Annotated in this window: 18 protein-coding genes and 1 riboswitch; of the genes, 7 read left to right on the top strand and 11 right to left on the bottom strand. The window is 59.4% G+C overall.

Features of this window, described 5'->3' with window-relative positions; translation table 11 throughout:
* Positions 1-17 precede the first annotated feature (17 nt).
* From der to ACKXGA_RS13265, 7 genes are all read right to left on the bottom strand, one after another.
* Positions 18-1,361, bottom strand: a complete 1,344-nt coding sequence (gene der, locus ACKXGA_RS13295) for a ribosome biogenesis GTPase Der (RefSeq protein ID WP_117476275.1) — start codon at positions 1,359-1,361, stop codon at positions 18-20.
* A gap of 18 nt (positions 1,362-1,379) precedes the next feature.
* Positions 1,380-2,711, bottom strand: a complete 1,332-nt coding sequence (locus ACKXGA_RS13290; RefSeq protein WP_423729679.1) for a DUF512 domain-containing protein — start codon at positions 2,709-2,711, stop codon at positions 1,380-1,382.
* A gap of 252 nt (positions 2,712-2,963) precedes the next feature.
* Positions 2,964-3,143: a 50S ribosomal protein L32 gene (gene rpmF, locus ACKXGA_RS13285; RefSeq protein WP_005920250.1), complete on the bottom strand. Its 180-nt coding sequence runs from the start codon at positions 3,141-3,143 to the stop codon at positions 2,964-2,966.
* Positions 3,144-3,169: 26 nt separating this feature from the next.
* Positions 3,170-3,670 (bottom strand): YceD family protein, encoded by a 501-nt coding sequence (locus tag ACKXGA_RS13280; protein WP_215666415.1) that lies wholly within the window; start codon positions 3,668-3,670, stop codon positions 3,170-3,172.
* Between the two features lie 134 nt (positions 3,671-3,804).
* Positions 3,805-4,209, bottom strand: a complete 405-nt coding sequence (locus ACKXGA_RS13275; protein ID WP_035394124.1) for a hypothetical protein — start codon at positions 4,207-4,209, stop codon at positions 3,805-3,807.
* A gap of 59 nt (positions 4,210-4,268) precedes the next feature.
* Positions 4,269-5,600: a glucose-6-phosphate isomerase gene (locus ACKXGA_RS13270; protein WP_097770853.1), complete on the bottom strand. Its 1,332-nt coding sequence runs from the start codon at positions 5,598-5,600 to the stop codon at positions 4,269-4,271.
* Between the two features lie 220 nt (positions 5,601-5,820).
* Entirely contained in the window at positions 5,821-7,059 is a 1,239-nt protein-coding gene (locus tag ACKXGA_RS13265; protein ID WP_117476278.1) for a D-alanyl-D-alanine carboxypeptidase family protein, read from the bottom strand.
* Between the two features lie 281 nt (positions 7,060-7,340).
* Between ACKXGA_RS13265 and mtaB the strand changes: the two genes are divergently transcribed.
* The 3 genes from mtaB (at position 7,341) to ACKXGA_RS13250 (ending at position 11,163) form a co-directional block, all read left to right on the top strand.
* Positions 7,341-8,636, top strand: coding sequence for a tRNA (N(6)-L-threonylcarbamoyladenosine(37)-C(2))-methylthiotransferase MtaB (mtaB, locus tag ACKXGA_RS13260; protein WP_423729678.1), 1,296 nt, complete (start codon positions 7,341-7,343; stop codon positions 8,634-8,636).
* Positions 8,637-8,865: 229 nt separating this feature from the next.
* On the top strand, positions 8,866-10,419 hold the full coding sequence (locus tag ACKXGA_RS13255; RefSeq protein ID WP_423729677.1) for a 4Fe-4S dicluster domain-containing protein: 1,554 nt from the start codon (positions 8,866-8,868) through the stop codon (positions 10,417-10,419).
* Between the two features lie 267 nt (positions 10,420-10,686).
* Positions 10,687-11,163 carry a pilin gene (locus tag ACKXGA_RS13250; RefSeq protein ID WP_156068737.1) on the top strand — a complete coding sequence of 159 codons (477 nt, stop codon included), beginning with the start codon at positions 10,687-10,689 and terminating at the stop codon, positions 11,161-11,163.
* Positions 11,164-11,212: 49 nt separating this feature from the next.
* Here the strand turns inward: ACKXGA_RS13250 and ACKXGA_RS13245 are convergent, their stop codons facing one another.
* Positions 11,213-11,425, bottom strand: coding sequence for a hypothetical protein (locus tag ACKXGA_RS13245; RefSeq protein ID WP_423729676.1), 213 nt, complete (start codon positions 11,423-11,425; stop codon positions 11,213-11,215).
* Between the two features lie 165 nt (positions 11,426-11,590).
* Here ACKXGA_RS13245 and ACKXGA_RS13240 point away from each other — a divergent pair, with 165 nt between their 5' ends.
* The 4 genes from ACKXGA_RS13240 to ACKXGA_RS13225 all read left to right on the top strand — a co-directional run bounded on the left by ACKXGA_RS13240 (position 11,591) and on the right by ACKXGA_RS13225 (position 14,572).
* Positions 11,591-12,427, top strand: coding sequence for a bifunctional hydroxymethylpyrimidine kinase/phosphomethylpyrimidine kinase (locus ACKXGA_RS13240; protein ID WP_227611539.1), 837 nt, complete (start codon positions 11,591-11,593; stop codon positions 12,425-12,427).
* A 10-nt stretch (positions 12,428-12,437) separates the two neighbouring features.
* Positions 12,438-12,944 carry a tRNA (cytidine(34)-2'-O)-methyltransferase gene (locus ACKXGA_RS13235; RefSeq protein ID WP_423729675.1) on the top strand — a complete coding sequence of 169 codons (507 nt, stop codon included), beginning with the start codon at positions 12,438-12,440 and terminating at the stop codon, positions 12,942-12,944.
* Entirely contained in the window at positions 12,935-13,822 is an 888-nt protein-coding gene (locus ACKXGA_RS13230) for a DegV family protein (protein WP_097772649.1), read from the top strand. Before ACKXGA_RS13235 ends, ACKXGA_RS13230 begins: the two co-directional genes overlap by 10 nt.
* Positions 13,823-13,936: 114 nt before the next feature.
* Positions 13,937-14,037, top strand: a riboswitch (PreQ1-III riboswitch).
* Positions 14,038-14,044: 7 nt separating this feature from the next.
* Positions 14,045-14,572: a QueT transporter family protein gene (locus ACKXGA_RS13225; protein WP_035394114.1), complete on the top strand. Its 528-nt coding sequence runs from the start codon at positions 14,045-14,047 to the stop codon at positions 14,570-14,572.
* 121 nt (positions 14,573-14,693) lie between these two features.
* Here ACKXGA_RS13225 and ACKXGA_RS13220 read toward each other — a convergent pair whose 3' ends face one another.
* Genes ACKXGA_RS13220 through ACKXGA_RS13210 form a run of 3 tightly spaced genes read right to left on the bottom strand, consistent with a single transcriptional unit; the run spans position 14,694 to position 16,532 of the window.
* Positions 14,694-15,914: a M20 metallopeptidase family protein gene (locus tag ACKXGA_RS13220; RefSeq protein ID WP_117534973.1), complete on the bottom strand. Its 1,221-nt coding sequence runs from the start codon at positions 15,912-15,914 to the stop codon at positions 14,694-14,696.
* Positions 15,915-15,942: 28 nt separating this feature from the next.
* Positions 15,943-16,281, bottom strand: a complete 339-nt coding sequence (locus tag ACKXGA_RS13215) for a type II toxin-antitoxin system HicB family antitoxin (protein WP_097770847.1) — start codon at positions 16,279-16,281, stop codon at positions 15,943-15,945.
* Positions 16,278-16,532, bottom strand: coding sequence for a type II toxin-antitoxin system HicA family toxin (locus ACKXGA_RS13210; RefSeq protein ID WP_097770846.1), 255 nt, complete (start codon positions 16,530-16,532; stop codon positions 16,278-16,280). The genes ACKXGA_RS13215 and ACKXGA_RS13210 overlap by 4 nt, the downstream gene beginning before the upstream one ends.
* Positions 16,533-16,566 lie beyond the last annotated feature (34 nt).

Genomic DNA, 16,566 nt, shown 5'->3' with positions numbered 1-16,566 from the left:
AACAGCCGCCTCCCCTGTTACACATCTTTTGCGCCGACGCTGCCGGTGCCGCGCTCACGGATCACCAGGCGGATGGGCGTATGTTCCAGACCAAAGTTCTCCCGGATCTGGTTGATCAGATACCGCTGATAGCTGAAATGGAACAGCTGTTTGGAGTTGACGAAGGCCACAAACGTCGGGGGACGGGTGGAAGCCTGGGTCAGGTAGAAGATCTTCAGGCGGCGGCCCTTGTCACTGGGCGGCTGCATCCGGGCGGTAGCGCGGGCCAGCATCTCGTTCAGGACACCGGTGGGCACGCGGGCACCGTTCTGGGCATCCACGTCACGGATCAGCTGCATCAGCTTGTTCACGTTATAGCCGGTCTGGGCCGAAATGAAGATGATGGGCGCATACCCCATGAAGCTGAAGCAATCGGCGTAATCCCGGCGCTGATGCTCCATGGTGTTGGTCTCCTTGCCCTCCACAGCATCCCACTTGTTGACAACGATGATGCAGGCCTTGCCCTGCTCGTGGGCATAACCGGCCACCTTGCTGTCCTGCTCGGTAAAGCCGACGGTGGCATCCACCAGGATCAGGGCCACGCGGCTGCGCTCCACAGCGGCCAGTGCACGCACGACCATATAGCGTTCAAGGCCGTCAGAAATGTTGCTCCGCTTGCGCAGACCGGCGGTATCGGTAAAGATGAACTTGCCGTAGGCGTTGTCCACGGGGGTGTCAATGGCATCACGGGTGGTACCGGCCTCGTTGGCAACGATCATCCGGTTCTCGCCCAGAATGCGGTTGGTCAGGCTGGATTTGCCCACATTGGGGCGGCCGATGATGGCAACGGGGATGCGGTCCTCCTCCACCACGGTCTCGCTGAAATCGAGGTGGGCGCAGACAGCGTCCAGCAGGTCGCCGGTGCCGTGACCGTGCACGGACGAGATGGGCATCACCTCGTCAAAGCCCAGGTTATAGAACTCGTAGAGCTCCATGGGGGCCTCGCCGGTCTTATCGCACTTGTTGACAGCCAGGATGATGGGTTTATGGCTGCGGCGCAGCATGTGGGCCACTTCCTCGTCGGCGGCGGTCAGGCCGTCGCGGACATCCACCACCATGATGATGCAGTCAGCGGTGTCAATGGCGATCTCTGCCTGCTCACGCATGTGGGCCAGAATACCCTCGGTCGCCTTGGGCTCGATGCCGCCGGTGTCCACCAGCATGAACTCGTGGCCGCTCCACTCGCAGTTTGCAAAAATGCGGTCGCGGGTGATGCCCGGGGTATCCTCCACGATGGCCAGACGCTGGCCGCAGAGCTTATTGAACAGGGTGGACTTGCCCACGTTGGGGCGGCCAACCACTGCTACGATGGGTTTGCTCATAGGGGGTTCCTCCTTTCGTTATGCTCTTCTTCTTCTCGAAATATGCAGGCCGGTGCGGAGCAGGGCTTTTGCCTCATCGCCGCCGCCCACCGGCAGCACCTCGACCTTGACCCCCAGCCGTTCGCCCAGCTGGGCAATGGTCATATCATCGAGGAACGTATCTTTTTCTTCCCGCAGCATGACAGCGGGGATGCCCAGGGTGCCGCTTTTCAGCTTTCCCTCACACTGGGCAATGATATCGGTGGCGGTGACAAGCCCCGCCACGCCCACGTTGCCGCCAAAGAAATTATTCTTGACAACGTGAACTTTTACATCGATCATGGGGTACTGGCGGTGGAGCTCGTCCATCATCTCAGTGATGAGGGGGCCTGCCATGGTGCCGGTGACCACATCGATCTGCTTGGTGCCGTAGATGCGGTGGGGCCTGTCCAGCTCTGCCCGGAATTCATCCTCGAACAGGCGCATCATGCCCACGCCGTTTTCCAGCTGGTCAAAGTCCTCATAGAACTCCGCTGGGGGGATGGGCCGCCCCGCCTTGAGATACCACTCATCGCTGGGGTAGATGATGCGCTTGCCGTGGCGGCGCTTGCACTCATCGCCAAACTCCTCCATAATGTCGATGACAGCGGCGCTGGTCTCGGCATCATAGGGGATCTGCTTGAACAGATTCTGGCGGTAATCCGTCACACCGCAGGGCACAGCGGCAATGCTCTGCACCATGGGGGTCAGCTCCAGCAGGTCGCCCAGGGTGCGGCGAAGCTCTTCGCCATCGTTGATGCCCCGACAGAGCACCAGCTGACAGTTGACGGCGATGCCGCCCTCCACCAGACGGGGCAGGTACTTGAGCACCTCGCCGCCCCGCTTGTTGGCCAGCATCCGGACACGGAGCTGGGGGTTGGTGGTGTGCACCGAAATGTTGATGGGCGAGATGTGCATCTTGATGATGCGGTCGATCTCGTGATCCTGCATATTGGTCATGGTGATGTAGTTGCCAAACAGAAAGCTCAGCCGCTCGTCATCATCCTTGAAATACAGGCTCTCGCGCATACCGGGGGGCAGCTGGTCGATGAAGCAGAACATGCAGTGGTTGGAGCAGGAATGCTTCTGGTCGCCCAGATAGGTGGAGAAATCGCATCCAAAGGGGCCGCGCTCCGCGCGCCGGACATCCCACTCCCGGATGCCGTTGGCAACCTTTGCCTTCAGGTGAAAGCTGCTGCTGTCGGTATAAAAATCATAGTCCAGCGTATCGTTCAGCTCATTTTCATCCACGCTCAGCAGCTCATCGCCGGGCTGCAGGCCCAGCGCCTCGGCTTCGCTGCCCGCGTCGATGCGGTCGATCTTGATAGACACTTTCACTTCACCTGCTTTCCGTTAGATCTGCCTTCGTACAACCTCTCAGTCGGGCTTGCGCCCGCCAGCTCCCCCAGTAGGGGAGCCTCTGGCGTATCCAGTAAGCTTCATCCGGCTGCCAAGGCCTCCCCTATTAGGGGAGGTGGCATCCCGCAGGGATGACGGAGAGGTTTCGGACAAAAGAAAGAAGGGGAAGGCATTGCGCCATCCCCTTCTCAACATAACACCAATGTGCCACCAATTTTGCGCAAATTAGGCCTTCTTGATGACTTCCTCGCCCTTGTAGTAACCGCAGTTGCCACATGCCTGGTGGGGGAGCTTCAGAGAGCCGCAGTTGCTGCACTTGACCAGTGCGGGGGCCTCCAGCTTCCAAACATTGCTGCGACGCTTGTCGCGGCGGGCCTTGGAAAGATGTCTCTTAGGTACTGCCATATTTTTGCACCTCCTTGATGGGTTTCTCAGTTCAGCAGTGATTTGAGGATCGCGAGCCTTGCGTCAACAGGAGCGGCTTTGTCTTCCTCCGGCAGGCAGGTACAATCTGCCCTCTTCTTGCCGCACCGGGGGCATAACCCCGGGCAGTCGGCGCTGCAAAGCAGCACCGTGGGGATCTGGAACATAAACTCCTGGGCAAGCCATTCATCCACATCCAGATGTCCTTTTTCGTCCAGCGGAAGCTCGAAATCCGGGTCATCCAGATCCCGCTCCTTTGCTGTCCACTCCGCTTCAACTGTCTCTTCCCGCTCAACCGGGTCCAGACAGCGGGCGCACTCTCCGTGCACCAATGCTTTTGCCCGCAGTGTCATCCGGACCTCGTCGCCGTCCGGCTCAGCGGTAAAGCTGGCGGTCACAGGCTGTTCGATCCTTGCACCGGCAAAGTCCCGTGCAGACAAATCACAGGGAAACTCTGCATGGTAAGGCTGTGTGCCGGTTGCGATAAACTTTCTCAGGTCAAATTGCATAGTACACCTCATAAAAGGCTGCTTTGTTAGTATAGCGCCAAAGCCAACCTTTGTCAACACCAAAACAGGCAGAAAACCGAAAAAATTTTGATTTTCCGGTTTCCTGCCCGTTGGAATGCGCTCAGTTCAGAAAATTACAGGTACTTTTTCACGTCGTGGGGCAGAGCAGCCTCGTCAGCACTGACAGTAACAGTGACCTTGACGGAATCGCCTGCAATGGCGGCCATCTCGTCCAGCACAGCACCCAGACGGTTGATATCGTGATCCAGCACCTTCAGGATGCCGTCGATGTACAGGTCGGTGATATCGTAGTTGCTTGCCATCAGGCCGGCAACAAAGCCGTACAGCATCTCGCCGCCGGCGATCTTATACTCATCCAGATCGATCAGACGTGCAGCGGGGGCGATGTCGTAAGTCAGCTTCATGCCTTTTTCCACGACGACGACGTTGCCCTTGGAGGTCTTGACCGCGTCATTGATCTGGTCGATCATTGCCTTGGTCTTGCCGGAGCCCTTGGTACCAACAATCAGTTTAATCATAGTTCTGTCCTCCTGTATTTTCCACGCCTTGCGGCGGGAGATCATTTTTTGTTTCCTGCTTACTTCAACTTTGCTTCCAGCTCGGCGGTCAGGTTCTCGTAACCCGGCTTGCCCAGCAGAGCGAACATGTTCTTCTTGTAGCTCTCGACACCCGGCTGGTTGAAGGGGTTCACGCTCAGCAGGTAGCCGCTGCATGCACAGGCACGCCAGAAGAAGTAGATGAGGTAGCCTACATTATAAGCAGTCAGGTCGTCCACCTCGATCAGTACCTCAGGCACGCCGCCGTCGGTGTGGGCAAGGATGGTGCCCTCCATGGCCTTGCGGTTGACCACGCTCATATTCTGGTCCGCCAGGAAGTTCAGGCCGTCGAAGTTGCCCTTCAGCTCTTCGATGAACAGATCCTGCGCAGGCTTTTTCACATCCACGATGGTCTCGAACATGATGCGGGAGCCTTCCTGGATGAACTGACCCATGGAGTGCAGGTCGGTGGAGAAGATGCAGCTTGCGGGGAACAGGCCTTTGTTGTCCTTGCCCTCGCTCTCGCCGAACAGCTGCTTATACCACTCGTTCATCAGGGTGAAGTTGGGCTCGTAGCACTCCAGGATCTCAACAGCCTTGCCCTTGCGGTACAGGATGTTGCGGATGGCGGCATACTTGTAAGCGTCGTTGTCCGGGCTCAGCACGGAGAAGCGCTCCATGGCATCGGATGCGCCCTTCATCAGCTCGTCGATGCTGATCCCGGCGGCAGCGATGGGCAGCAGGCCCACAGCGGAGAGAACGGAGTAGCGGCCACCCACATCGTCAGGAACCACGAAGGTGGGCCAGCCCTGCGCGTCAGCCAGCTGCTTCAGGGTGCCTTTGGCACGGTCCGTGGTGGCATAGATGCGCTTGTTGGCTTCCTCAACGCCCATCTCATCCTCCAGCAGCTTGCGCAGAACGCGGAACGCCAGGCTGGTCTCGGTGGTGGTACCGGACTTGGAGATGACATTGATGGAGAACTTTTTGCCCTTGCACAGAGCAATGATATCATTCAGATAGCTGGGGCTGATGCTGTTGCCGCAGAAGTAGATCTTGGGGCCATCCTCCAGCTCGTTGTGGTACAGGCCCTTGACGGCCTCGATCACAGCGCGGGCACCCAGATAGCTGCCGCCGATGCCGGCAACCACCAGCACCTCGGAGTCCTCACGGATCTTCTTGGCAGCTTCCTTGATGCGGGCAAACTCTTCCTTGTCGTAATCGCGGGGCAGGTACATCCAGCCCAGGAAATCATTGCCGGGGCCATTCTTGGCTTCCAGCTGGTTGTGAGCCGCTTCCACCTGAGGATAAATGGCCTTATATTCCTCTTCGTTGATAAAACTGGAGAGGTGCTTTGTATTCAGAACGACGCTCATTCTATCAGAACCTCCAAACGTTTTTACGGGACGTGCTCCCTGAGGGTTTTGTTAGTATAAGTGTACCGTTCCAATCGTGCAAAGTCAAGGCCAAAATCCCCGGATTTCATACAATTTTAATAGTGTTCTTTTGGCTGTCCTGACATCTTTTGTTCAGGCCCGCCAACGCTGCTTTGTTCCTGCTAACCGCTTTTATTCGGTGATGTGTTTCTTTTGCCCGCTATGCTCCCAGCAGGCACTGCCACAACAGCTCCAGCGCGCCGCCAAAGGTCAGCAGCGGGGCATCCGCGGCCGCTTTTACTTCGTATTCATTCAATAAGGTATCATCCTGAAAAATGCTCACCTTTCCCACCGTCCGCCCCTTTTCCACGGGGGCTTCCAGCGCCTCGGGCAGGGTCAGCTCAGCCCGCAGGGCAGAGGCCGTTCCCTTCTCTATCAGGATCGTCTCGGGCAGGGCGGCGTAATCCAGCGGCACGCTGTCCTCGGCGCTGCCCTTTACGGCCAACGCCAGCGGGCGCTCCGGCAGGGTGGGCAGCGGGGCGGCGGCATAGTTGGCAAAACCGTAGTCCAGCAGGGTGGTGGCGGAGTGGAACCGGTCGGCGCTGGAGGGTGACCCCAGCACCACGGCGATCAGGGTCAGGCCGTCCCGGGTGGCGCTGGCGCTGATGCAGACCCCCGCCCCGCTGGTGGTGCCGGTCTTGAGCCCGGTGATGCCGCTGTACCGGCGCAGGAGCTTGTTGGTGTTCACCAGCTGGGTCTGGCCGTTCCGCAGGCTGTCCGTCCAGATGCCGGTATAGTGCAGCAGCTCCGGGCAGGTATTGAGAAGGTACCGGCTCAGAACGGCAACATCCCGCGCCGTGGAGAGATGGCCCTCGGTGTCCAGCCCGCAGGCGTTCCGGAAGGTGGTGTTGGTCATCCCCAGCTCCGCCGCCCGGGCGTTCATCTGTTCCACGAACACCGGCTCGCTGCCGCCCACCAGCTCGGCCACTGCCACAGCGGCATCGTTGGCTGAGGAAACGCAGATGGCCCGCAGCATCTCGTCCAGCGTGAACTGCTCCCCGGGCTCCAGCCAGATCTGACTGCCGCCCATGTGGTAAGCGTGTTCGCTCACCGGCACGGGGGTATCGAGGGTCAGTTTTCCACCGCGGATGGCCTCAAAGGTCAGCAGCAGGGTCATCAGCTTGGTGATGGAAGCAATGGGCATCCGCTCATCCGGTGCTTTCTCGTAGAGCACACGGCCTGTCTCCGGTTCCATGAGGATTGCCGCCCGGCATTCCAGCTGCAGCCCGCTGTTGGCCGGAGCCGCCGTCAGCACCGCCGGGGCATCCGCCTGCACTGCCGGTCCCGTTCCCCCAATGGCCACCCGCAGCCCGGCCCCCTGTGCCGTACCCACAGCCAGCGCAAACAGCCAGAAGCAGAGCACCCCCGCGCAGAGCAGGGCCAAATTTCTCCGTTCCATTCCTCGTACCTCCCCGCGTAAAGTCTCTGGTTGCATTCTATGCAAAAAAAGAGGGGTCAATGCCCTTTTCTACGGGAGGAAAATCTGCTATAATAGGAGAGTTTATAAACACTTTAGCTGGCTCACCCTCTCAGGCCGCTTCGCGTCCAGCTCTCCCAAAGGGAGAGCTTTTGACAAAACCAGTAACTTTGCATGGATTGCCAAAGCCTCGCCCTTCGGGAGAGGTGGCAGCGCGTCAGCGCTGACGGAGAGGGCGAGACCGTTTATCTGAGAGGATTTTTATGCGAGTTTGTTTTTATACCCTTGGCTGCAAGGTCAACCTGAACGAGACCGGCGCGCTGGAGCAGATGTTCCGGGGCGCTGGCTTCACCATCGTGCCGGAGGGCGAAGAAGCGGATGTTTTTGTGGTGAACAGCTGCACCGTGACCAACTTCGGTGACCAGAAGAGCCGCAAGTGGCTGCGCCGCGCCAAGCGCGAAAATCCCGGTGCCGTGACCGTGCTCACCGGCTGCTATCCTCAGGCTTTCCCCGAGGAAGCTGCCCAGTTCATGGAGGCCGACCTCGTCTGCGGCAACGGAGACCGCAAGGCCATCCTGGACAATGTGCTCAAGCTGCTGGACGGCCACGAGCGTATCGTTGCCGTTACGCCCCACCAGCGGGGCGAGCTGTTTGAGGAGCTGCCCGTGGAGCGGTTCGAGACCCACACCCGCGCCTTTATCAAGGTGGAGGACGGCTGCAACCGCCAGTGTGCCTACTGCGTCATCCCCCGCGCCCGCGGCCCGGTGCGCAGCCGCGCCGAGGACAGCATCCTGAAGGAGCTGCGCCAGCTGGCCGCCTCCGGCTACCGCGAGGTCGTGCTCAGCGCCATTTCCCTGCCCAGCTACGGTCTGGACACCGGGACCAATCTGGTGGATCTGGTGGAAAAATGCGCTCAGGTGGAGGGCATCGAGCGGATCCGTCTGGGCAGCCTGGACCCCGACATGCTGACCCCGGAGTTCATCACCCGGCTGGCAGCGGTGGAAAAGCTCTGCCCCCAGTTCCACCTCAGCCTGCAGAGCGGCTGTACCTCCACCCTGCGCCGGATGCGCCGGGTCTACACCGCAGAGCAGTACGCCCAGGTGGTGGACCAGATCCGCGCCGCCTATGGGGAGCGCCCTGTCAGCTTTACCACCGACTGCATCTGCGGCTTCCCCGGTGAGACCCAGGCCGACTTTGAGGAAAGCTGTGCCTTCCTCCGGAAGATCGGCTTCCTGAAGGTCCATGTGTTCCCCTACTCCCGCCGCAGCGGCACCCCGGCTTATGATTTTCCGGCGCAGGTGCATGAGCGGGAGAAGCAGGCCCGCAGCCGCGAGATGAACGCGCTGGCCGAGGAGATCCGCCGGGAAGTACTGGCCGCTCATGTCGGCACCGAGGACGAGGTCCTGCTGGAAACGCCCCTCTCCGAGACGCTGTTCACAGGCTACACCCGGCTGTACATCCCGGTGGTGGTCTCTGCCCCCGGCCACAAGAGCGGCGAGATCGTTCACGTCAGGCTGGGCGAGTACGATGGCGAGCGCGTCCGTGCAGCACTCTGCTAAAAAAGTTCGTTAATTCTTGTGCATCCTGTACTATTTGCTAATTCTTTAACATATTTGAAATTTTCTCTTTTCACGCAGGCCCGTTTATGTTAAAATAAAATTGGATATCCGGGTCAGAGCGCCGGTTGCAGCGGTGCGGCACCAGCTGACCCGGAGCAAAGCAAATTCCGCCTGCCGCAGTCCAGTGTGGGACGGGATGTTTTCTGTTTCTGAACAAGGAGAGATTGGAATGAGTTTTAGAGGAATCAATACCACGGTCATCCAGATCCGCCGTCAGGTGTTTACCGAGGTTGCCCGCATGGCTTACGCCAACGTCAAGGGCGAGCAGGCCAACCACCTGATGCGCAAGATCCCTTACACCATCATCCCCGGTGAGGAAGGCAAGCTGCGCAAGGACATCTTCCTGGAGCGCGCCATCGTCGAGGAGCGCGTCCGTCTGGCCATGGGCCTGCCCACCCGCCGCATGGATGAGCACAACAGTGTGGTCTCCGGCCTGGAGGATGCTTCCATTGCCGATAAGTACTATGATCCCCCGCTGGTAAACGTGATCAAGTTTGCCTGCAACCGCTGCCCCGAGAAGCTGGTCAAGGTCTCTGACCTGTGCCAGGGCTGTCTGGCCCACCCCTGTATGGAAGTCTGCCCCAAGAAGGCCATCACCTGGGAGAGCGGCCGTTCCATCATCGATCAGGAAAAGTGCATCAAGTGCGGCCGCTGTGCCACTGTCTGCCCCTACAACGCCATCGTCAAGACCGAGCGTCCCTGCGCCGCTGCCTGCGGCATGGGTGCGATCCACTCTGACGAGCTGGGCCGTGCCGAGATCGATTACAGCAAGTGCGTTTCCTGCGGTCAGTGTCTGGTGAACTGCCCCTTCGGTGCCATTGCCGACAAGGGCCAGATTTATCAGCTGATCCAGGGCTTCAACCGCGGCGACCGCATCTACGCTCTGGTTGCTCCCGCCTTCGTCAACCAGTTCCCCTCTCTGGCTTCTGCCGGTAAGCTGAAGGCTGCCCTGAAGGCCATCGGCTTCTACGATGTGGTGGAGGTTGCCATTGGTGCTGACCTGTGCACCGTGGACGAGGCCCACGACTTCCTGGAGGAAGTTCCCGGGAAGCTGGACTTCATGGCCACCTCCTGCTGCCCGGCATGGAGCATGATGGCAAAGACCGCCTTCCCCGCTCTGGCCAAGAACATCTCCATGACCATGACCCCCATGGTGTTCACCGCCCGCATGATGAAGCAGAAAGACCCCACCGCCCGCATGTGCTTCATCGGCCCCTGCGCCGCCAAGAAGCTGGAAGCTTCCCGCCGCACCGTCCGCTCTGACGTGGACTTTGTGCTGACCTTTGAGGAGCTGGCCGGCATCATCGAGGGCAAGGATCTGGACATCGATCTGCTGGAAGTGGATGAGAACGAGGCAGCACTCTGCTCCGCCTCTGCTGCAGGCCGCGGCTTCGCACAGTCCGGCGGCGTTGCCAATGCCGTTGCCAACAAGATCAAGGAATGGCACCCCGATATGGAGGTCAAGATCGCCTCTGCACAGGGTCTGGCCGACTGCAAGAAGCTGCTGATGCTGGCCAAGGCCGGCAAGTACAACGGTTACCTGCTGGAGGGCATGGGCTGCCCCGGCGGCTGCATCGGCGGCGCAGGCACCATTGCCGACCCCGCACGCACCGCCATCCAGCTGAACAAGTATATGAAGGAAGCTCCCTTCACTGACCCTGAGCAGAGCCCCTATATGAGCGAGATCCACGTTCTGAAGGACGACCCCAATTTTGAACTGTAATCTCTCCGTCACCTGCGGCTTGCCTCCCCTATTACGGGATCTGGCGCAAAGAGCCTGAGAGGTTTTACAATATCCGCTTCCCGCACAGGGGAGCGGATATTTTTTCTACTTTTTGATTTCATAAGTGAAACTTTTTTGTGAAAAGCTCACGAAGCAGATTGACATATTATCGCTGGCGTGATATTTTAGCGTTGACAAACCCTGTGTTCTGCCCCAACAGGACACCAGAGCAGGCCGCACACGCGCGGCCAGGAAAGGTTGATCTTTATGAAAAATACATTCAAACGCTCCGGCGCAGCGCTGATCTCGCTGGTGCTGCTGTTGGTGCTGGCCGTCAGTGCCGGTGCCGCCAGCAGCCAGAATGTCGGTGTGAAATTCTGGAAAGAACGCTCCGATAAGGAATCCATGGCCAACAGCGGCATCGATTCCAACCGCACCGCCACCCTCACCCGGCAGGCCAACGGCACTTACACCCTGACCCTGCCGGTCATGCAGGTATCCAAGCTGGGTGTCACCGGCTATCTGTCCGGCCTGACCATCGGTGACGTGACCTACGACGGCACCCTGACCGGTGATTTCAACAAGACCACGGCGGTGCTCACCATCAAGAACCTGCCCGCCTCGGTGCTCACCGGCAGCGATGTGAACAAATCGGTCCTTGTGACCTGCAACATTCAGATGGACCTGCAGGTCCTGGGCGAGATCAACACCAGCGCCCGGATGTGTATCTGGAACCAGAAGTAAATGGCAAGCAAAAAGGCAGAGCCCGCGGGCCCTGCCTTTTTGTTTTTCCTCACAGGCCCATCCTGCGCTCCACGAGATCCGTGACCATGGTATCCAGCTGGCTCATGGCGCGTTCCGCGCCCTTGGCCAGCTTGCGTGCGGTGCGCTTGACCTGCCGCTGGTTCTGTGCCATTGCCATGGTGCCCACGGCCCCCAGGGCTGCGCCTGCCGCCATGCCCAGCAGAACACTGCCGGAGGAAGGCTGACGATTTGTGTTTTTCATGTGGCTCTCTCCTTTCCACTGTGTGATTTTTTGCCGCTGTGGCTAGTATTTCCTGTAAAGAATCCGGTATGCGCTTTTTTTGTCCCGCAAAATGTGGTATACTGTATCATACGCTGAGAAACTGGGTCCTGTGCGGCCCGTGGATGGCGCAAAGGAGGATCCTTTTTGTTGAAACCGACTGAACCGAAAAAAATTCTCTGCATTCACGACCTTTCCGGCATGGGCCGGTGCAGCCTGGCGGTCATCCTGCCGGTGCTGTCCGTTATGGGCTGCCAGCCTGTGGCCCTGCCCACTGTGGTGCTCTCCACCCACACGGGCGGTCTGGGCACACCGGCACGGCTGGACGGTGCCGCCTACGGGCTGGCCGCTCTGAAGCACTACCGGGAGCTGGGTGTGGAGTTTGACTGTATCTACACCGGCTACTTAGGCGGCGAGGAGCAGGTGGCGCTGGCTGAAAAGGCGTTCGACCTCTGGCCCGCTGCCCGCAAGGTGGTGGACCCTGTGATGGGGGACAACGGCAAGGCCTACTCCACAGTGACCCCGGCTCTCATCGACCGGATGCGCGGGCTCTGCCGCCGGGCAGACCTGATCCTGCCCAACGCCACCGAGGCCGCCCTGCTGCTGGAGCGGGAGCCCCAGACCGACGCATTCGATGACGCTTCCGCTCAGGCGCTGGCCGACGAGCTGCTGACACTGGCCCCCAGCGCGGTGGTCACCGGCCTCGCACTGGGCAAGTACATCGGCTGCGCAGGCTCCGGCCGCGAGCGCTTCGTCATCAAAAAGCTGCACATCAGCCGCAGCTTCCCGGGCACGGGTGACCTGTACGGTGCCGTGCTCATTGGCTCGCTGATCCAGGGCAACGCCCTGAGCGCCGCTGCCGACAACGCCGCCGAGTTCGTCTCGCTGGCCATTCAGCAGACCCCCGCCGATCAGGACACCCGGTACGGTGTCTGGTTCGAGCCCCTGCTGCCCCGGCTCTGCCCGGTGAGCTGGAATGACTGAGGAGGCCGCCATGAGCGAAAAACCGACCCTGAACATCGTTCTGGTAGAGCCGCGCATCCCCCAGAACACCGGCAACGTGGCCCGCACCTGTGCCTGCACGGCCTGCCGCCTGCATCTGGTGGGGCCCATGGGCTTTGCCATCGATGACAAAAAGCTCAAGCATGCCGGGCTGGACTACTGGCACTACCTCGACATCAATTACTATGATGGGCTGAAGGATTTCTTTGCCCGGAACAAAGGCCCGTTCTACTACTTTACCACCAAAGCACCTCAGCGCTACACCGACATCCAGTACCCGGACGGGGCCTACCTTGTGTTCGGGCGGGAGGATGCCGGCCTGCCTGAGGCATTGCTGGCGGCCAATCAGGAACACTGCATCCGGATGCCCATGCGGGATACCTGCCGCAGCCTGAACCTTTCCAACAGTGTGGCTGTGGGTGTGTACGAGGTCCTGCGCCAGTGGGATTTCCCGGAGCTGCTGGATCATGGCCGCCTGCGAGAATATGAATGGAAATGAGGGACATTATGAGCAAGATCGCGATCCTGACCGATTCCTCCTGCGATATCCCGCAGGAGCTGGCCGAGAAGTACGGCATTGATATTATGAGCTTTCACATCCTGCTGGATGATGTAGACTATATCGAGCGTGAGAGCTGCACCAATGAGGAGTTCTACGAAAAGATGCGCGCCGCCAAGGGCATTCCCTCCACGGCTGCCATCACCCCCATCCAGTTCTGCGAAAAGTACTGCCAGTATGTGGACGAGGGCTACACCGATGTGATCCATGTACCCATCAACCGCAGCGGCTCCTCCACCTACAACAACGCCGTGATGGCCCAGGGGATGCTGCGGGAGGAGCGCCCGGAGCACCACCTGCGGATCCATCTGCTGGACCCGCACACCTACTCCATGCCCTTTGGCTGGTATGTCTGCGAGATGGCGCGCAAGCTGCAGAATGGTGCGGAGATCAGCCACGTCATTCAGGAGTTCGAGACCCAGATGGACAAGATGGAGATCGTCCTCGGACCTTACAGCCTGAAGCAGATGAAGAAGAGCGGCCGCATCTCTGCCGCCGCCGCTGTCATGGGCGAGCTGATGGGCATCCGCCCCATCATCACCCTGATCGACGGAAAGACCAAAGTGGAGGCCAAGGTGCGCGGCGATGACAAGGTCGTGCCCGCCATGGTGGAGCTGGCCAAAAAGCGCAGCGAGGGTGTGGAGGACTTTGATTATATGATCGGCCACACCAACATTCCCCAGAAGGATGATCTGATCAAGGCCTGCCGCAAGGCGTTCGGCAAGGACCCGCTCATCACCTTCCCGCTGGGCGGCGTTGTTTCCGCCAACACCGGCCCCGACACCATTGCTCTGGTCTACGTTGGCCACGCACGCTGAGTTTTTTCTGAGAACTGCCCACTGCGGCAGTTCTTTTTTGTTTGCAGGCCGTTGCATTTTGCGGCAATTTATGCTATACTCCCTTTTGCTGTGCTTTTGCGCGGCAACCTGAAAGAGCAACTTAGGATTTTAGGCTCCCCGGCGTGTCTCGAACCATGCCGGGCCAAACCCATAGGGCTGGCGGTCCCTGTGCGGTCAAAATTCATCCGCCGGAGTATTGTTATGAATCAGAATTTTACTGTCCGCAAACTGGCCCGCTGCGCTGTGGTCGCAGCTCTCTATGTGGTGCTCTGCATGGCGCTGCAGCCGTTCTCCTACGGTGCAGTGCAGGTGCGTGTTGCCGAGGCCCTCTGCCTGCTGCCCGTGTTCGGTGCCGAGTACATCGTGGGCGTGGTGCTGGGCTGCTTCCTGGCAAACCTGCTGGGCTCCACCATCGTGGATGTTATCTTTGGCACCCTGGCCACCCTGCTGGCCTGTGTTGTGACTTACAAACTGCGGAACGTCCGCTTCAAGGGTCTGGCCATCGTGCCTTCCCTGCCGCCCGTGCTCTTCAATGCTGTCATCATCGGCATTGAGATCGCTGTCATGTTCCCAGATCCTTCTTCCTCCGCTCCGCTGTGGCTGGCCTGCATCACCAACGGTATCTCCGTCGGCATCGGTGAGCTCATCAGCTGCACCGTGCTGGGCGTGCTGCTGGTGAAGATCGTGGAGACCAACACCTCCCTGCGCAAAGTGTTCCTGGAAGCCTGATCGAGCAGGCAGACAAGACAGATTTATAAGGCAAAGGCTTTTCCGTTGCTCGGCCTTTTTGCCCATAATATAGAAAGACCTCCTCTGGCCGTTTCCAGAGGAGGTCTTCGTTTTTATCCGATCACTTGTGCTCCTGCAGCCAGCGCAGGGCCATATAGGCATAGGCCGCGCTGCCCTCAAAGAGGACACTGTCATCAAACTTCACCTTGGGGTGATGCTGGCCGTAGGTGTAACCCTCGTTGGCGTTGCCCGCCGTCAGGAACATGCTCACGGTGGGCACCTCATGGCTGACGAACGCGAAATCCTCGCTGCCGCCGCCGGGCTTGCCGCCGGTCATCGGGGTCATATCCATTGCGCCCTTGCCCAGCAGCTCACCCATATAGGTCAGGGCGTTGCCGGCAAGCTCCTTGTCCACCACCATGCAGGGGCAGTAATCACTGAAAGTGATCTCGGCGGTGCAGCGGTAGGCCGTGGCCACCCCCTGCACGATCTCGGTCATCCGCTTGTGCAGCAGCTCCGTCACTGCGCCCTCGGGGTCGGTGGTGCGGATGGTACCCCACATCTCGGCGGAATCCGGGATGACGTTGGAGGCCGCGCCTGCCTGGAAGCGGCCGGTGGTGAACACGCCAAAGCTGTGGGCATCCAGCTCCCGGCTGTTGATCTCCTGCAAGGCAATGTGGATGTGTGCCGCCGCCGTGATGGGGTCGATACACTTTTCCGGCATGGAGCCGTGGCCGCCCTTGCCGTGGACGATGATGTGATACTGCTCACAGCTTGCCATGGTGATGCCGCCGCAGGCAGGCACCAGCACCACACCGGCGGGGATGGGCATTCCGCCCAGCACATGGAACATGACCGCCGCATCCACCCTGGGGTTTTCCAGCAGGCCGTTGGCGATCATATCGGGGGAGCCCTGGAAGATCTCCTCGGCGGGCTGGAACTCCAGCTTGACGGTGCCCTCGATCTCGTCCTCGTGCTCCTTGAGCAGCTGGGCGGCCCCCAGCATCATTGCCGTGTGCATATCGTGGCCGCAGCCGTGCATCTTGCCCGGCACCTCGGAAGCGTAATCCACGCCGGATTCTTCCTGAATGGGCAGGGCATCCATATCGCCCCGCAGCAGGATGGTCTTGCCGGGCTTTTTGCCGCCTGCCAGCGCAATGACACCGGCCTTGCCGCAGTCCTTGGGCTCGTAGCCCATCTCGGTCAGGGCCTTTTTCACCAGTGCCTTGGTCTGGGTCAGATCAAAGCCCACCTCCGGGTGACGGTGCAGGGTGCGCCGCCACTCCACCAGCTGGGGTTCCAGCGCCTGGGCACGGCCCAGCAGTTCTTTTGCAGTCAACATTTCAGTCAGCTCCCGTTCTATTTGATTTTCAGCCTGCATGGACAGCCTGTTCAATGGAATTTTCCACCAGACTGTTCAGACTCATATTGTGGGCCATTGCAAAAATGACCGCCTGCTTGTGCAATTCCGGGGAAATGCGGACATTGAAGCTCCCCTTATAGGCACGTTCCGGTTCGGTGTGGTTTTCCTCGCACAATGCCAGATAATCATCCACTGCACCGTGGAAATCATTTACCAGCTCTGCAGCGGTGCTGCCCTCGTAAGAGATCAGAGCCCGGATCCCCATGACCTTGCCATAAAACAGGCCATCTTCCTCCGAGAACTCCACACTGCCAACATAGCCCTTGTACTCCATCGTGTTATTCACAGAAGTCCCTCCTGTTCCAGAATTTGAATCAATTGCTTGACCTGATATTCCAGCAGTTCTTTTCGGGGATGGGGTTTATGCATCAAGATCGGTGGATACTGTTCCGATACGAACACAATGCGGGAACCGCTGGTACGGCCCTTGTTGGAGCGCTCATACCCAAAATATCGCAGCAGGCTTTCGGCATCATCAAAGGTAAAAGTCTTTGGCTTGGCTTTCAGCCGCTCGATCAGCTTTTCTTTCTGCCCCATATCCTCATCCCACTTCCAGTATAGCACGTTTTTC

Source organism: Faecalibacterium hominis (ex Afrizal et al. 2022), assembly GCF_049545105.1.
Taxonomy (GTDB): Bacteria; Bacillota; Clostridia; order Oscillospirales; family Ruminococcaceae; genus Faecalibacterium; species Faecalibacterium duncaniae.
This window is presented reverse-complemented; position numbering and strand designations above follow the sequence as displayed.

What these genes read in the sequence shown, in the direction of transcription:
- mtaB (WP_423729678.1), top strand. Translation starts at nt 7,341, where the DNA reads ATGCGAGTTTGTTTTTATACCCTTGGCTGCAAGGTCAACCTGAACGAG.
- rpmF (WP_005920250.1), bottom strand. Translation starts at nt 3,143, where the DNA reads ATGGCAGTACCTAAGAGACATCTTTCCAAGGCCCGCCGCGACAAGCGT.
- ACKXGA_RS13255 (WP_423729677.1), top strand. Translation starts at nt 8,866, where the DNA reads ATGAGTTTTAGAGGAATCAATACCACGGTCATCCAGATCCGCCGTCAG.
- ACKXGA_RS13225 (WP_035394114.1), top strand. Translation starts at nt 14,045, where the DNA reads ATGAATCAGAATTTTACTGTCCGCAAACTGGCCCGCTGCGCTGTGGTC.
- ACKXGA_RS13265 (WP_117476278.1), bottom strand. Translation starts at nt 7,059, where the DNA reads ATGGAACGGAGAAATTTGGCCCTGCTCTGCGCGGGGGTGCTCTGCTTC.
- ACKXGA_RS13230 (WP_097772649.1), top strand. Translation starts at nt 12,935, where the DNA reads ATGGAAATGAGGGACATTATGAGCAAGATCGCGATCCTGACCGATTCC.
- ACKXGA_RS13275 (WP_035394124.1), bottom strand. Translation starts at nt 4,209, where the DNA reads ATGATTAAACTGATTGTTGGTACCAAGGGCTCCGGCAAGACCAAGGCA.
- ACKXGA_RS13245 (WP_423729676.1), bottom strand. Translation starts at nt 11,425, where the DNA reads ATGAAAAACACAAATCGTCAGCCTTCCTCCGGCAGTGTTCTGCTGGGC.
- ACKXGA_RS13280 (WP_215666415.1), bottom strand. Translation starts at nt 3,670, where the DNA reads ATGCAATTTGACCTGAGAAAGTTTATCGCAACCGGCACACAGCCTTAC.
- ACKXGA_RS13210 (WP_097770846.1), bottom strand. Translation starts at nt 16,532, where the DNA reads ATGGGGCAGAAAGAAAAGCTGATCGAGCGGCTGAAAGCCAAGCCAAAG.
- ACKXGA_RS13235 (WP_423729675.1), top strand. Translation starts at nt 12,438, where the DNA reads ATGAGCGAAAAACCGACCCTGAACATCGTTCTGGTAGAGCCGCGCATC.
- ACKXGA_RS13270 (WP_097770853.1), bottom strand. Translation starts at nt 5,600, where the DNA reads ATGAGCGTCGTTCTGAATACAAAGCACCTCTCCAGTTTTATCAACGAA.
- der (WP_117476275.1), bottom strand. Translation starts at nt 1,361, where the DNA reads ATGAGCAAACCCATCGTAGCAGTGGTTGGCCGCCCCAACGTGGGCAAG.
- ACKXGA_RS13220 (WP_117534973.1), bottom strand. Translation starts at nt 15,914, where the DNA reads ATGTTGACTGCAAAAGAACTGCTGGGCCGTGCCCAGGCGCTGGAACCC.
- ACKXGA_RS13250 (WP_156068737.1), top strand. Translation starts at nt 10,687, where the DNA reads ATGAAAAATACATTCAAACGCTCCGGCGCAGCGCTGATCTCGCTGGTG.